We start from the raw sequence: 14,163 nt of genomic DNA on the forward strand, positions 1-14,163 counted from the left end.
CAACCTACGCCGCGGGAGGGCACGGGAGCCACTCCCGGCGTACCCTCCGCCGCAGTCCTAGACCAAGGTATATACGCCCCCTCCGCCGAGCCCCCGCACGGCCGAGCCCCCGCACCGGCCCGGCATCGGCCTTCGGCCGAATCGGGGCGCGGGGCCGGGCAGGTACGGAGAGGCGCCCACTCAGCTCTCCCGGACGCGGGTGAAGTCATGTGCGGCGGCATGCCGTACGGGACGCCGGGGGCCGCCCGACGCGACGATCGCCGATTCGCCGGGCAGGGTCCGGCTCCGGCGGCGCGCCACGGCCTTCCCGACGATCAGCGCAGGAACGCCCACCGCCGCGAGCGCGGCGGCGCCGGCCAGCCCGGTCGAGTGGACGAACCCGGTCGCGGCCGCTCCCGCGTAGTAGCCGAGGAGCACGCTCCCCGTGCCCCACACCACCGATGCCGCGGTGCTGTAGAGGACGTAACGGCGGTAGGGCATGCCCGAGAAGCCCGCCGCATACGGCAGGAACGTGCGCACGAAGCCGACGAACTTGCCGGTGAACACCGCGGCTCCGCCGTGACGCCGCAGGAAGGCCGAGGTGCGGCCGCTCCGGGCGCCGCCCGGGAACGCCCGGCCCCGTGACCGACGGGGCCGCCGCGCACAGCGGCGTCCCAGCGCGAAGCCCAGGTTGTCGCCCGTCATGGCCCCGGCGACGACGACGACCGCCAGGAGCGGGCCGTTCAGATCCCCCCGCCCGGCGATCGCGGCGGCGATGAGCACAGCGGTCTCGCCGGGAATCAGCAGCCCCACGAAGGCACTGGTCTCGGCGGCGGTCAGGGCGAACACCACCGCATACGACCACCATCCGGCGGCCTCGATCAAGCTGTTCGGCTGCACGGCCGTCATCCCGCCTGTCGGAGCGGTACGAGCGCGCGGGCGGAACGTTCCCCTGCCGCCTGAGGGGCGGGCCGTGACGGCACCGCCTGCTCCGGCGCATCCCAGGGACCCGGAGCGGGCAGGGGCCAGAGGCTCCTGCGCTGGAGGCATCCCGCCACGAACCAGCTGCACAGCGGGACGACCGCACCCCACACGGCGGCGAGCTCATGGTGGGGGAGGACCAGGACGGACGCGGCGACACCGATCAGTGCGCCGACGGCGACGGCGATGCGCGGGCGTACCGCCCGGATGCAGGCCACCGCTGCCAGGGCCATCAGCAGGTACCAGCCCGTCAGGACACCCGGCAGTGCGACGTACTCGTGGAGCAGCCTCCCCTCCCTCGCCGGTAGATCCTGCATGGCGGCGGAGCCCGCGTAGACCAGCCCGGCCGCGCACGACAACAGCAGGGCGACCGCCGCACGGGCGTACACGGACGGACGCCGGCGGGCGAGCCACAGGAGGGTCGTCGCGACGACGGGCCAGGGAGCGACGGCCGCTATCTCGTTCATCGCGCACTCCGTGCCGGCCGGGCCGCCGGTGTGGCGGGAGGGAGTTCGGCGCCGAGGGCGACGCGCGCCGTTCGCGGGGGCGTCATCGCGGCTCCCGCCACTCGTGGAGTCCGGCGTGCGACCCCTCCGTACCCCTCGCGCGCGACGGCGGCGGAGCACCGGTCCTGGAGCCCGGGCTCGTACACGGACGCCCGTGCCTGTGTGACGTGGTTTCCCACGGCTGATCACCCCACTTGGTTGATGCCTCAACCATACGCTATTTGCTTGACGAGGCAAATACCTGTGGCCCGTGTCGCCACGGTCGCCGGGGTGGCTGACCGGGTCAGTCCGCTTCAGAGCCCCGAGTGTGCGTCGAGGGATGCGCGAAGTGTCGCGGTGACGTTTCTGACGGCAGTGGTCTGCTCGGGGGAGAGGGGGGTGAGGAACAGCTCCCGTACGGCCCGCAGGTGGGACGGCGTGGCTTCGCTCAGCGCCTCGGCCCCCGCTTCGGTGAGTACGACCTCTGCGCCACGGCTGTCGGCGACGCATTCGTCGCGCCAGACCAGCCCGCGGCTCTCCATGCGCCGGAGGTGATGGGACAGCCGGCTACGCTCCCATCCGACGGCCGCGGCGAGGTCGGACGACCGCAGCCGTCGGCCGTGCTCCTCGCTCAGCGCGAGCAGCACGGAGTAGTCGCCCGGAGACAGGGCGGAGTCGTTCTGGAGTCGCGACGCGATCTCGGAGCGCAGCGCCTCGGCGGTCTCGATGTAGTCCCGCCAGATCCGGATTTCCCCTGCGGTGGGGTACTTCCCGCCCTGCGCCATCACGGCCGCCTCTCTAGTTGACGTGTCAATCATATGATGCATACTTGCGGTGGCAATTAGTTTACGTCCCGGGTTCCACTGCCCGGAGGTCCGCAGAGGAGCAGATCATGACGGTCAGTACCTTCGAGTTCGGACTGAACTCGTTCGGGGACATCGCCACGGACGGTGGCAGTCGGGTGCTCAGCGATGCCGAGACGGTGCGGCTGCTCGTCCAGGAGGCCAGGCTCGCCGAGAACTCGGGAGTGGACGTCTTCAGCCTCGGGGAGCACTACAGGCCCGGGCACGTGGACAGCGCCGCCCCCGTACTGCTCTCCGCCATGGCCGTGGCGACCGAGCGCATACGCCTCGGAACCTCGGTGACCGTTCTGAGCACCAACGACCCCGTCCGGCTCTACCACGACTTCGCCACGCTCGACGCGGTGTCGGACGGCCGCGCACAACTCGTGCTCGGCCGTGCCTCGGCGACGGAGTCGTTCCCCCTGTTCGGCTACGACCTCGCCGACTACGAGGAACTCTTTGAGGAGAAGCTCGAACTGTTCACGCGTCTGCAGAGGGAGGAAGCCGTCACGTGGACGGGTACCACGCGCAGCCCCCTCGTCGAGCAGCTTTTGCGTCCCCGGATGCGGCCCGGCGGCATTCCCACCTGGATAGGAGTGGGCGGCAGTCCTCATTCCGTCGTCCGCGCCGGCCGCTACGGCCTGCCCCTGATGCTCGCCATCATCGGTGGACGCCCCCAGCGCTTCGCCGGACACGTCGACCTCTTCCAGAAGACGCTCCAGCAGGCCGGGCACGCCCCGCAGCCGGTCGGTCAGCACTCACTGGGGCTCATCGCCGACACCGACGAGGAGGCGGCCGAGACCTGGTGGACCTACTGGGAACCCGTCTCACGGGCGCTCGCGGAGGAGCGGGGCTTCTACCGGCCGACCCGTGACCGCTTCGAATCCGAGCGCAAGACCGGTGCGCTCTTCGTGGGCTCTCCCGACACCGTCGCCCGCAAGATCGCCACGGCGGCCCGCGACCTGAACCTCAGCCGGTTCGACCTCAAGTACGACATCATGCACCTCCCGCTCCAGGCCCGCGCTCGCACGATCGAGCTGCTGGGACAGGAAGTGGCGCCCAGGGTGCGTGCCATTCTCAGCAAGGAGTCCGCACATGTCTGATCTGGTCATCGGCCTGGACACATTCGGTGACGTGCCCGTCGACGACAACGGCGTGCCCGTCACCCACGCGAGATCGATCCGTCAGACCGTCGAGGAGGCCGTCCTCGCGGACGACATCGGCGTCGACGTCCTGGCGCTCGGCGAGCACCACCGTCCCGAGTACTCGGTGTCCTCGCCGGAGACCGTCCTCGCCGGAATCGCCACCCGCACCAAGCGCATGCGCCTCTCCTCCGGCGTGACCGTGCTCAGCTCCGACGACCCGGTCCGGGTGTTCCAGCGCTTCGCCACGGTCGACGCGCTCTCCGAGGGGCGGGCCGAGGTCATCCTCGGCCGGGGCTCCTTCACCGAGTCCTTCCCCCTGTTCGGCTACGACCTCGCCGACTACGACGTGCTCTTCGAGGAGAAGCTCGACCTTTTCGTGAGGCTGCTCGACGAGAAGCCCGTCACGTGGGAGGGTACCGTCCGGGCGGCTCTGGACAACGTGGAGGTGTTCCCGCCGACCGAGTCCGGCCACCTGTCCACCTGGGTCGGTGTGGGCGGTTCCCCGCAGTCGGTCGTCCGCACCGCGCGCCACGGACTCCCGCTCATGCTCGCCATCATCGGCGGATCCCCCGAGCGCTTCGCCCCCTACATCGACCTGTACCAGCGGGCCGCCGCGCAGTTCGGGACCACCGCGCACCCGGTCGGGATGCACTCGCCCGGGTTCGTGGCCGACACGGACGAACAGGCCCGGGAGGTGCACTGGCCTGCCTACCGTGCCATTCGCGACCGCATCGGCGCGCTCCGCGGCTGGCCCCCGGTGCGTCGTGAGGAGTACGAAGCGGAGATCGAGCACGGCTCCCTGTACGTCGGCTCGCCGGAGACGGTCGCACGAAAGATCGCCAACGCGGTCCGCGGGCTCGGCGTCGGCAGGTTCGACCTCATCTACGCCGCCGGAGCCCAGCCGATCAGCGCCCGCCTCCGGGCCGTCGAGCTCTACGGCACCAAGGTCATCCCCATGGTCCGCGACATCCTCGCCGACTGAATTCCTGACTGGAGACGTCATGGACATCGAAAGCGTCCGCACCATCGGCATCCTCGGAGCGGGAAAAGTGGGGACCGTGCTGGCCAGGCTCGCCCTGTCCGCCGGCTACCGGGTACTCGTCGCGGGGTCGGGCTCACCCGACGACATCGCTCTGACCGTCGACGTCCTGGCCACGGGCGCGGTGGCGGTCACGGCGGCGGAGGCCGCCGGGGCGGACGCCGTGATCCTTGCGCTCCCCCTCGGGAAGTACAAGAGCATTCCCGGCGAGCACCTGCGGGACAAGCTGGTCATCGACGCGATGAACTACTGGTGGGAAGTCGACGGCATACGCGACGACTTCACCGGCCCCGACGTCTCGACCAGTGAGATCGTCCAGAGGTTCCTGCCGGAGTCCCGAGTGGTCAAGGCGTTCAACCACATGGGCTACCACGACCTGGAGGACGAGGCCCGTTCCGCCGGTGTGCCCGGACGCAAGGCGATCGCCGTGGCGGGTGACGACCTGGACGACAGGGTCGTCGCATCCCTGATCGTGAACAACCTGGGCTTCGATCCGGTCACCGCCGGCTCCCTCGCCGCCGGCAGGGCGCTGCAGCCGGGAACCGAGGCATTCGGTGCCAACGTCAGTGCGGAGGAACTGCGCGGCATGCTCGACCGTTTCGCCGAGGCGGAGCACGGCCGGGCCGGTCTCGGCGATGCCGGAACCGCCGTGCGCGTGGGCGACTGACCTCACGGGTCGCGGCTTCCCCCTGCCGGGTGGCGGCCGTCGTGGCGCGCCCGGCGACGCGGTGCGCGCCCGCTCAGGGGGACCTGGGCGGGCAGAGGATTCGCACGGCTGCCCGTGCCCGAACCGTGCTTCACCGGGCGTTCGGATTCTCGCCGAAGCTGTTGTGCCGGACCGGCACCACCGCCCGTGCACCGCGCGGGAAAGGCCCGGAATTCGCCGGTGCCCGGGTCAGCCTGCCGCGTCCACAGCCGGTCGTGGCGTCAGGGAGCGGATGCGGGGTATCGGTGACGGCAGCAGCCAGAGCAGGGACAGGGCCCCGCCCAGTGCGGCGACGAGGAGGGTGGCCCTCAGCCCGATGACCGTGGCCAGGACGCCGCCCGCGACGGCGCCCACGGGCCGCACCCCGTAGTTGATGGTGCTGAACGCACCCGCGGTACGACTGCGCAGGCCGTCGGGGACCACCGTCGTCTGCAGGGCATTGAGGTTGACGTCGAACAGCATGACCCCGACGCCGGACAGGAACTCGGAAGCGGCCAGAACTCCGGCACGGAGCCACAAGGGTCCGCCCGCGGCGGCGGCGATGGCGATCGGCGCGGGGAAGGCCACCGCTCCCACGGCAATGGTGCGTCCCACTCCGATGCGTCGTGACACCCCAGGAGCGACCAGGGCACCGACCAGGGATCCCGTGGCGCCGACGCCGAACGCGAGGCCGATGACGCCAGGGGAGAGCCCGAGGTCCCGGCTGGCGAAGAGCACGACCAGCCCACCGCCTGCGAGGAACGTGAAGAAGTTGACGGTCGCGGCGCACCCGAGGCAGGCCCGGAGCACCGGGTGACGGACGACGAGAACAAGTCCCTCCCTCGCCCGCCGCAGAAGCGAGGGTGCCGAGCTGCCGGCCGCCACCGGCGGCTCGTCGACCGACACCCGGCTGATCAGGATCGCCGATGCCAGGAACGTCAGGGCATCGACGACCAGGGTCACGGGAGCGGTGAGCAACTGGATCAGGGCGCCGCCGATGGCCGGGCCGGCTACGTGCGACGCGGATCGGCCGGCACTGAGTCCGCTGTTCGCTTCGACGTAGGACGCGCGGGGGACGAGGCTCACGAAGAACGGCGGATAGGCCGTGTTGAACAGCACCCCGGCCGCGCCCGTGAGCAGCGCGACGGCGTAGAGCTGAACGAGCGTCACCGCTCCCCACGCGTAGGCCGCCGGCACGCTGAGCAGGGCGGCGGCGCGGACCAGGTCGGCGAGGATCATCAGACGGCGTCTGCGGGGCCGGTGATCGACCCACGCCCCCAGAAGGATCGCGAGCAGGCTCGGGGTCCAGACGAGCGCGGTCAGCCATGCGACCTGGCCTGCCGAGGCGTGCAGGGCGCCCACGGCGATCAGGGGCAGGGCCAGCTCGGTGATCCGGTCGCCGAACTGGGAGATCACGTTTCCGGTCCAGAAGCGGCGGAACCGCTGATCCCGCCACAGTGATATCGCCCCGGGAGCCCGCCCCTTCACGGGGCCTGCCCGGGTTGTTCCGCCGCGGCTTCGGGCAGCACGTAGCGCAGCATGTGGACGCCGCGCGCGTCGGGCTGCCGCTCAGCGGGGTCCCGGGTGACGTACGGCGCGAGCACGCGCTCGATCCCGTCCTCGATCGCGGCGAGTTCCTCGGGGGACACGACGAGGCGGGTGCTCGCCAGTCCGGCCGAGTTGCGCCACGCCGGATCGAGTTGGGGCTCCACCTCGGCGGCCCACCGGCCCGGCAGGTCCGCATGGCGCAGGAACATCTGCTGGGACAGCACCCGCGCGGCGGACCGGCCCTCCTCGTCCGCCGGATCCCGGGGCGTCTCGAACCGGAAGCCGCGCGCCACCGCTTCCCACCTGCGTTGCCGGCGGTCCGAGCCCTGCTCGCTGTCGCGGACCAGCCCGAAGCCGGCCAGATGACGCAGATGCCAGCTGGTGACCGACGGCGTCGCTCCCACGTCGGGAGCGAGCTCGGTCGCGGTCGCCGGACCGTGCCGCCCCAGCCGGTCGAGGATCGCGAGCCGTACCGGATGCGCCAACGCCCGCATCGCCTGCGGGTCACTGATCTCGATATCGCCCAGGTGATTGCGGGATTCCATGACGTGAGAGTGTTCTCTCACGATGTGCGGGAGTCAAGTCCCCTGTCGCGGTGCGTGCGCGGCACCCGGCGCCTCGCCGGTGACGGACCACGAATCGAGACACATGTTTTTGACTAGGCAAATATGTATTTCACGGTCTTCGGTTTCCGGAACCGGAAGCCGGAATCAGAAGGGCCGCTGCTGGTCGGCCGGCCGGAAGGCTGTGACCGCGGCACCGGGGGTGGAGCCTCCCGGTGCCGAACGCCAACTGCCCAGTGGAGTTGAAGATCATGAGTTTCTCGCTGACGGACGTGGACGCCGACGATCCCATCTGGACGAGGCGTGGCGCGGTCCACGTCCCGTCGGGCCGCGGTCCGACGGTGTGGGGCGCCAACGACGTCTACACCATCAAGATCACGGGTGAGCAGACCCAGGGGCGGCTGGGGCTGGTCGAGGCGACCGTTCCCGCGGGGGGCGGTCCCGACGCGCACGCCCACACGCGGGAGGACGAGTCGTTCTACCTGATCGACGGTGAACTCGAGTTCGTGGACGGTGACCACGTTTTCACCGCGGTCGCGGGAGATTTCATCCACGTGCCCCCGGGGATCCGCCACGGCTTCAAGAACCGGGGCAACCACGCGGCGAAGCTGCTGTTCATGTACACGCCTGCCGGTCTGGAACAGCTCATGCTCGACCACAGCACGCCCGCGCGCCCGGGGGAGACGCCGCCTCCGACCGACGACGACATGACCGCCCGGGCCATACAGGTGATCTGCAAGTCGGAGACCATCAGGCCGGCGCAGCCCTGACGGGCGCACCCGTACACCCCTCCCGCTCCCGCCGTGACCGCCTCATGTGGCGCACGGCGGGTCGGTCGTTTCATGGACCCGGGCCACGCGTACGCCCGGGCCCGACGCGGCGGCGCTCGCGCGTCCACGCGCGGCTGTCCCTCTGCGGTCCGCGCGGGCGCCGGCTGTCCCCCCTGCGCGTCCATGCGGACCCCCTTGTGCCGTCGACCCACTGCCCGCCCGCGGACGCGGGCGAGCCTTCGCCCGTCACGCGTCGATGTGACCCAGCAGCTTCTTCATGGTGGGCACCGCCAGGGTTCTGCTCTTCAGCGTCGCCGTCGCCCTGTTGCCGAGCACGACCACATCGCGTCCGAGCGTCGGCAGGAGTGTGGTGCCGGCCTCGGATCCGAAGGGCACGGAGAAGATGCGCATCGGCGCCGGCTTGTAGGGGCGGGGACTGCTGCCGTGCTTGCTGTTGTCCAGATACGTACGGATGTTGTGCGCCGCCGCCTCGCCCTGAGCGATGGCGGACGGGCTGAGCTTGGCCTCGGACACGTCGTTGACGTCGCCGATCGCGAAGACGTCCCGCTGTCCCCGCACCCGGAGGTGGGTGTCCACCATGATGTGGCCGCTTTCGTCGAGCCAGGCCCCCAGCCCCCCGAGCCGGAGCCACAGAGTGTTGGGGGTGGTGCCCGTCGTCCAGTACACGACGTCGGCGCCGAGCGGGCCGCCGGCCTGGTCGCGCAACCGCGTGCCGACTCCGCCCGCGGAGGAGACGACGGTGTCCAGCAGGATGTTCACGTCGTGCTGTTCCAGCCAGGCCTTCGCCCGGCGCCCCATCCGGCCGGTGCCGTGCCTGGACAGCAGCCGGCGGCCGGAATGCGCGAGGGTCACGGTGGCGCCGGGGTTGGCCTTACGCAGCTCCGCGGCCAGCTCCACGCCTGAGGGCCCGCCCCCGACGACCAGCATGCTGCGCGCCTGGGCGACGCGGTGCTGGTGGTTCCGGAAGGAGGCGGCCGCCTCCTCGACGCTGTATCCGGTGAAGCGCGCGGGCTCCTGGTAATCGGCCCCCGTCGCGATCACCAGTACGTCGTACGGCACCCGGTGCCCCGTCGCGAGGACGACCTGGCGTTCGGCCGTCGACACACCGACGGCCTTGTTCCGTACGACACGGCCGTTGGCCAGGAGCGAGTCGTACGGGATGAAGGGGGCGTAGGTCCAGTCCTCGTCCGTGCTCGCGCGAAGTGAGGCGACGCGGTGGAAGAACGCCTCCTTCAGGTCGATCAGGGTGACGTCGGCGTCCGCGTCCAGTTGGCGGGCCAGGCGGACTCCCGCGTACCCCCCGCCGATGATGACGGCCCGTCGCGTGGTCGTGGCCATGGCCATGATCAGGTCACTTCTTTCCGTTGGTGCTGACTGCTCGTGATCCGGAGTGCGGTGCCGCCCGTGTGCCGATGGCGCCCCTCATTGCACGCCTGACGAGGGCTTTCAGGTTCAAGGCCGGGGCTTCGGCGGCTCCGAACCCGCACCGCGTGGGGGATGCGTGGACATTCCGTGTGTGCCGGGCACGGCGGGTCGGTGCGGCAGATCCGACGAGGGTGCGCATCCGGTGGACGCGTCCGCGGAATGGATGGGGCACCCGGGGCGTTCTCGAACAAGACGGCCGGTCGTCTATTATTCGGACCAGGTCGTCGACAGACCGGCCGTACGGCGGGAGTCACTCGCCGCCGTCGTGCGGCAGGGCGACTCACCCAGCAGCGGATTCCGCAGGGACCGCACCCCCGAAGACCAGGAGATCAGATCATGCGCGTCGAAATGTGGACCGATATCGCCTGCCCGTGGTGCTACGTCGGCCGGGAACACTTCAACAAGGGGCTTGCCGACTTCGCGCATCGTGACCAGGTGGAAGTGGTCCACCGGTCGTTCGAACTCAACCCCAAGGCGAAGAACGGCACCGTGCCGATTATCGACGCGGTCGCGGCGCAGTACGGGCGCACCCACCAGCAGCAGGTCGACCGCGAGCACCAGGCCGCCTCCATGGCGAACGCGGTGGGGCTGGAGTTCCGCGTGGGCGGACGTGTCTTCGGCAACACCTTCGACCTGCACCGGCTCAGCCACTTCGCCAAGACCCGCGGCCTGCAGGGCGAGTTCCTGGACCGCGCGTTCCAGGCCAACTTCGCCGAAAAGCGCTCCGTCTACGACACGGAGACCGTGGTGGCTCTGGCCGTCGAGGCGGGACTGGAGGAGACCGAGGTACGAGAGGTGCTCGCCGACCCCAAGAAGTTCGCCGACGAGGTGCGGTCCGATGAGCGGCGCGCCTCCGAGATCGGTGTGAGCGGAGTGCCCTTCTTCGTGCTGGGCGGACGCTACGGCGTGAACGGCGTCCAGGCGCCCGCGGCCTTCACCCGGGCGCTGGAGCAGGCCTGGGCGGACCAGTCGGCCGCCTGAGGTCCCGGGGGCGGGTGAGCCGCAGCGCACCTGCCCCCGCTCCGGCCCTCGGACGCCACGCGCCACGGCCGCCGACCGCGCACGTTCCCCTCGCCGGCCGTGCGAGGGACCGGTGCCGCCGTGCCTCACCCGAAGCTCGGGTGGAGCGACATCTTCATCGTCGAGGTGAGCTGCCTCTGGAAGGCCGCGGCACGGGGATAGTGGTCCAGGGCTCTGACGAGCGCCGGCAGGAGATGACGCTCGGCGCTCACCCACTCCGCGGCCTCGGCACTCCCGTGGAACTCCTGGGGATGGACGCCGGGACGCGGCGGAGGCAGGATCAGCGTCCTGAGGTGCGGCGCGAGCAGCGCCGTCGCCGCGTCGGCGCTGTACACGTAGTGCTCGAACATCCTGGCGCGGGCCTCGGAGCGGGCAGGACCCGGATCCAGGGCGGAGCTCAGCTCTTCCGCGAACGCGCGCAGCAGCTCGTGACAGGTGTACCTGCCCGAGACGTGCTCGACGAGCAGGTGATGGTCGGCGAGTTCGGCCAGGTTCCTGCGCGTGATGTGCAGGTCGGTGTCGGCGAGGCTGGCCGCGGCCCTCAGGGTGATCTCCGGTGAGGGGTGCTGACTCAGGGACCGGAACAGGTGGGCGCCACCCACACTGAGCGTCTCGTACGAGCGCTGGAACACACTCCGGGCGTCCGTACGGGGGTCGCCGCTGAACAGGGCGAGAAGACCGTGCCTCAGCTCGGCCGCGAGCGTGGCGAGGGCGGGCCGCGGTCCCGTGAGCGCGCGGGTGCCCACCACGGCCAGCGCCAGCGGCAGCCCCCCGCACAGTTCGACTATCTCGTCGGCGTGGGCCGTCTCGCTCCTGATCCGGGCGGAGCCGAGACGACGCTCGAGCAGTTGAAGGCTCTCCCGCGGGGGCATGGGGTCGAGGGTGAGGACTTCGGCGTCGTGGGTGACGGCGAGCCCCTCCAGTTTTCTGCGGCTGGTGACGATCACCAGGGAACCCGGAGTCACCGGGAGCAGAGGCCTAACCTGCTCGCAGTGCGCCGCGTCGTCGAGCACCAGGAGCAGACGGCGCCCCGCGAGGGCGGTCCGGTAGACGGAGCCGAGCGAGGCGGCATCGAGATCGCCTCCGCTCCGGCCCTCGCCCAGCGCGTCCAGCACCGCGGTCATCGCCTGGGCCGGGTCGAGGCGCGCCCGGTCGGGGTGGTGCCCGCGCAGATCCACGTAGACCTGTCCGTCGGGGAAACGCTCCGCGGCCAGATGGGCACAGTGCACGGCCAGTGTCGTCTTCCCGACTCCGGCCATACCGCTGATCGCGACCGCCGCCGCCGGCGGTTCGGTCCCGCCGCCCCTGGTGGCGAGGTCCAGGATCCGGTTCGCCACCTCGTGGCGGCCGACGAACGCGACGGGGTTCGCCGGCAGATGCGGTGGAACCCGCGGTTGTGTCGCCCGTGGCGTCAGTTCCTTGGCGGCACGCTGCGCGCAGCCGCGCTGCAGGAAGTGCCGCCTCGCCGCGCGCAGACCGGGACCGGGCTCGACGCCGAGTTCGTCGGCGAGTGTGCGGCGGATGCCCTCGAACTGCTTCAGTGCTTCGGCCTGGCGGCCGGTGGCGGCAAGGGCGGCGATGATGCGGGAGTGGATCGCCTCGTCGAACGGGTGGTCCTCCACGGCGCAGCGCAGGACGGACAGGATCTCCTCCGTCAGTGCGGGGGCGGCGCCCAGGACGACGTCGGCCGCCTCCTTGGCCGTGGCGACGAACTCGTGCCCGACGGACGTGAAGACGGGATGCCACGCGACGGGTGTGCCGTCGGCGACTACGGGGCTGCGCCACAGGCGAAGAGCCTCGATGAAGTCCGTCGCCGCCTGCGCGGGGTCGCCGCTGTCCAGAGCGAGCCGGGCTCGTGCGCGCAGGTCGCGGAAGCGCAGGAGGTCGGAGGTCGAGGCGTCGGCCAGGAGGCGGTAGCCGTCGGCGGCCCGTGACAGGTGTTCGGCGTCGGTCCGGCTGCGCAGGCCGGGTTCCAGCAGTTTCCGCAGCGCACCGATGTGGCGGTGCACGACGTTGACGGCGCTGGCCGGCGGCTCGTCGTCCCACAGGACGTCGACGGCGTCGCTCAGCGAGACGGGGCCGGGCGCGCGCAGCAGCAGGAGCGACAGCAGAGCCAGCCGTTTGGGGGGCCCGACGTCGAGCTCGGTGTCCCCGCGCACGGCCCGTACCGTGCCGAGGATGGAATAGCGCACCGGCGCATCCGTGGGTTTTCCGCTGTCGTTCACCTGGCACCGCCTTCCGCCTGCACGGCGTGGGGGCCGCCGTCGCCCAAGGCCGATGACGGCGGGGAAAACGGCGCCCACGGGCACGGGGAGCCGCGCTCACCCGGCGGCACGGGTGCGGTCGCGGACCTGCGCGCCGGGCACGCGGGGCCCGCGCGTTCGGTCGGCCCGTGAGCGCGCCCGTGCGGCGGCCGGGCCCGGACGCCGTGCCTCACGGAGTCGTCGGCTTCCGGGCTCAAGGGGCCACCTCCCTGCCGTAGAGCTCCGTGCCGGGCACGCGGGACTCGCGCGGACGCCCCTGCCTCCTGCACTCCGGATCGGGAAGACCCACGGTGACGTCACCGGAAGCGCCGAGACCGAGCGTGATCGGGTGCTTGCCCGCAGGTCGGGGGCCCTGACTGGTCATTGAGAGGTTTCTCGTTCGAACTGACAGCTGAGGGGTCCGGCCGATACCAGGCCGGCGGCAGGCTGAATGCTGAATGACAAGTCAAGTAAAGGACAGTACTAATTGTTCTGTCAAGGAGGGTTCTGTGGGCATCGCATCGGACGTGACGAAGGGCCGGGCTGCGTCAGGAGGGCAGATCCACCCAGGTTCCGTGCGCCACCACGCGGAGGAGTGACGACAGGCCGGCCTCGTCGAAGGCCAGCTCCAGATCGGACAGCCCCTCCGAGAAGTGTGTCCAGCCGTCGTAGTGGGCGGGCACCACGAGCTTCGTGTCGAGGACGGCCGCCGCGGCGGCCGTCCGCCTGCTGTCCATGGACAGTGGGCGCCCGCCGAACTTCGCCGCCACCCGCGCCGCCCCCGCGTGCAGCAGAGCCGCGTCGATGGCCGGGACCCGCCGTGACACCTCCGCCACCGTGCGGATGGACGCGTTGTCGCCGCTGATGTAGAGCGTCGGCAGCCCTTGACCGGACAGGACGAACCCGGTGACCTCGCAGTTGACGAAGCCGTCGGCGTCCCGCTCGCCGTCCTCCGGGCCGTGCACCGCGGGCACCGCGAGGATCTCGAGGTCCCCGCCCCCGTCCTGCCGCCGCACGGAGTGACTGGACCACGGTGCCAGGCCGATCGCCGGCGGGCCGATCCGTCCGGCGGAGAGGGGCCCGGAGACGACCAGTGGTGCCGACCCTGCGAAGGCGCGCCCCCGGTCGTCGAAGTTGTCGGGGTGGAGGTCATGGCTGACCAGCACCAGGTCGACGGGCCCCAGGGCGCTCTCGGTCACAGCCGGGCCCGATGTCTTGGTGAGATAGCCGTGCGGACCGGGCTCGTCGAACGTCGGATCGCTGACGATGCGCAGGCCCCCCATGTCGATGACGGCCGTCGGGCCGCCCAGCACGGTCACCGCGCACGTCCGGCGGGCCAGTTCGGTGGTCGTCATGTGCAACCTCACCCTCGGTTTCTCGACCGCTTCGTGTGTGCGCCGTACGCCGTTCCTGTCCG

Annotated in this window: 13 protein-coding genes; 5 read left to right on the forward strand and 8 right to left on the reverse strand. The window is 71.1% G+C overall.

The annotated features are described in order from the left end of the window. Nucleotides 1–180: 180 nt before the first annotated feature. From OHT61_RS30815 to OHT61_RS30825, 3 genes are all read right to left on the reverse strand, one after another. Nucleotides 181–879 carry a DedA family protein gene (locus OHT61_RS30815; RefSeq protein ID WP_329042700.1) on the reverse strand — a complete coding sequence of 233 codons (699 nt, stop codon included), beginning with the start codon at nt 877–879 and terminating at the stop codon, nt 181–183. Between the two features lie 5 nt (nt 880–884). Then, nucleotides 885–1,427 carry a hypothetical protein gene (locus OHT61_RS30820; protein WP_329042702.1) on the reverse strand — a complete coding sequence of 181 codons (543 nt, stop codon included), beginning with the start codon at nt 1,425–1,427 and terminating at the stop codon, nt 885–887. Nucleotides 1,428–1,759: 332 nt separating this feature from the next. After that, nucleotides 1,760–2,272, reverse strand: a complete 513-nt coding sequence (locus tag OHT61_RS30825; RefSeq protein WP_329042703.1) for a MarR family winged helix-turn-helix transcriptional regulator — start codon at nt 2,270–2,272, stop codon at nt 1,760–1,762. A 65-nt stretch (nt 2,273–2,337) separates the two neighbouring features. Here OHT61_RS30825 and OHT61_RS30830 point away from each other — a divergent pair, with 65 nt between their 5' ends. The 3 genes from OHT61_RS30830 to OHT61_RS30840 are packed head-to-tail and all read left to right on the forward strand — an operon-like array spanning nt 2,338 to nt 5,138. Continuing rightward, nucleotides 2,338–3,390 carry an LLM class flavin-dependent oxidoreductase gene (locus tag OHT61_RS30830; RefSeq protein ID WP_329042704.1) on the forward strand — a complete coding sequence of 351 codons (1,053 nt, stop codon included), beginning with the start codon at nt 2,338–2,340 and terminating at the stop codon, nt 3,388–3,390. Continuing rightward, nucleotides 3,383–4,414 (forward strand): LLM class flavin-dependent oxidoreductase, encoded by a 1,032-nt coding sequence (locus OHT61_RS30835; RefSeq protein WP_329042706.1) that lies wholly within the window; start codon nt 3,383–3,385, stop codon nt 4,412–4,414. The genes OHT61_RS30830 and OHT61_RS30835 overlap by 8 nt, the downstream gene beginning before the upstream one ends. 19 nt (nt 4,415–4,433) lie before the next feature. After that, a complete protein-coding gene (locus tag OHT61_RS30840; RefSeq protein WP_329042708.1) occupies nt 4,434–5,138 on the forward strand; it encodes an NADPH-dependent F420 reductase in 705 nt (234 codons plus the stop codon). A gap of 228 nt (nt 5,139–5,366) precedes the next feature. Here the strand turns inward: OHT61_RS30840 and OHT61_RS30845 are convergent, their stop codons facing one another. Together OHT61_RS30845 and OHT61_RS30850 are read right to left on the reverse strand one after the other, a co-directional pair. Next, nucleotides 5,367–6,644 carry an MFS transporter gene (locus OHT61_RS30845; RefSeq protein ID WP_329042710.1) on the reverse strand — a complete coding sequence of 426 codons (1,278 nt, stop codon included), beginning with the start codon at nt 6,642–6,644 and terminating at the stop codon, nt 5,367–5,369. Further along, nucleotides 6,641–7,249 (reverse strand): ArsR/SmtB family transcription factor, encoded by a 609-nt coding sequence (locus tag OHT61_RS30850; RefSeq protein WP_329042712.1) that lies wholly within the window; start codon nt 7,247–7,249, stop codon nt 6,641–6,643. The genes OHT61_RS30845 and OHT61_RS30850 overlap by 4 nt, the downstream gene beginning before the upstream one ends. 269 nt (nt 7,250–7,518) lie before the next feature. On the opposite strand from OHT61_RS30850, the gene OHT61_RS30855 reads away from it, so the two are divergent. Beyond that, entirely contained in the window at nt 7,519–8,037 is a 519-nt protein-coding gene (locus OHT61_RS30855) for a cupin domain-containing protein (RefSeq protein WP_329042715.1), read from the forward strand. Nucleotides 8,038–8,283: 246 nt separating this feature from the next. Here the strand turns inward: OHT61_RS30855 and OHT61_RS30860 are convergent, their stop codons facing one another. Beyond that, entirely contained in the window at nt 8,284–9,402 is a 1,119-nt protein-coding gene (locus OHT61_RS30860; protein ID WP_329042717.1) for an NAD(P)/FAD-dependent oxidoreductase, read from the reverse strand. 417 nt (nt 9,403–9,819) lie between these two features. Here OHT61_RS30860 and OHT61_RS30865 point away from each other — a divergent pair, with 417 nt between their 5' ends. Next, nucleotides 9,820–10,464, forward strand: coding sequence for a DsbA family oxidoreductase (locus tag OHT61_RS30865; protein WP_329042719.1), 645 nt, complete (start codon nt 9,820–9,822; stop codon nt 10,462–10,464). A gap of 125 nt (nt 10,465–10,589) precedes the next feature. On the opposite strand, the gene OHT61_RS30870 is transcribed toward OHT61_RS30865, so the two are convergent. Beyond that, nucleotides 10,590–12,695, reverse strand: a complete 2,106-nt coding sequence (locus tag OHT61_RS30870; protein ID WP_329042720.1) for an AfsR/SARP family transcriptional regulator — start codon at nt 12,693–12,695, stop codon at nt 10,590–10,592. Nucleotides 12,696–13,294: 599 nt separating this feature from the next. After that, nucleotides 13,295–14,101, reverse strand: a complete 807-nt coding sequence (locus OHT61_RS30875; protein WP_329042722.1) for an MBL fold metallo-hydrolase — start codon at nt 14,099–14,101, stop codon at nt 13,295–13,297. Between the last annotated feature and the right edge of the window lie 62 nt (nt 14,102–14,163).

The sequence above is a fragment of the Streptomyces sp. NBC_00178 genome (assembly GCF_036206005.1).
Taxonomy (GTDB): Bacteria; Actinomycetota; Actinomycetes; order Streptomycetales; family Streptomycetaceae; genus Streptomyces.

Coding starts and splice junctions, on each gene's coding strand:
- OHT61_RS30860 (WP_329042717.1), bottom strand. CDS start 9,402: ATGGCCATGGCCACGACCACGCGACGGGCCGTCATCATCGGCGGGGGG.
- OHT61_RS30820 (WP_329042702.1), bottom strand. CDS start 1,427: ATGAACGAGATAGCGGCCGTCGCTCCCTGGCCCGTCGTCGCGACGACC.
- OHT61_RS30835 (WP_329042706.1), top strand. CDS start 3,383: ATGTCTGATCTGGTCATCGGCCTGGACACATTCGGTGACGTGCCCGTC.
- OHT61_RS30875 (WP_329042722.1), bottom strand. CDS start 14,101: ATGACGACCACCGAACTGGCCCGCCGGACGTGCGCGGTGACCGTGCTG.
- OHT61_RS30850 (WP_329042712.1), bottom strand. CDS start 7,249: ATGGAATCCCGCAATCACCTGGGCGATATCGAGATCAGTGACCCGCAG.
- OHT61_RS30840 (WP_329042708.1), top strand. CDS start 4,434: ATGGACATCGAAAGCGTCCGCACCATCGGCATCCTCGGAGCGGGAAAA.
- OHT61_RS30855 (WP_329042715.1), top strand. CDS start 7,519: ATGAGTTTCTCGCTGACGGACGTGGACGCCGACGATCCCATCTGGACG.
- OHT61_RS30830 (WP_329042704.1), top strand. CDS start 2,338: ATGACGGTCAGTACCTTCGAGTTCGGACTGAACTCGTTCGGGGACATC.
- OHT61_RS30865 (WP_329042719.1), top strand. CDS start 9,820: ATGCGCGTCGAAATGTGGACCGATATCGCCTGCCCGTGGTGCTACGTC.
- OHT61_RS30825 (WP_329042703.1), bottom strand. CDS start 2,272: ATGCATCATATGATTGACACGTCAACTAGAGAGGCGGCCGTGATGGCG.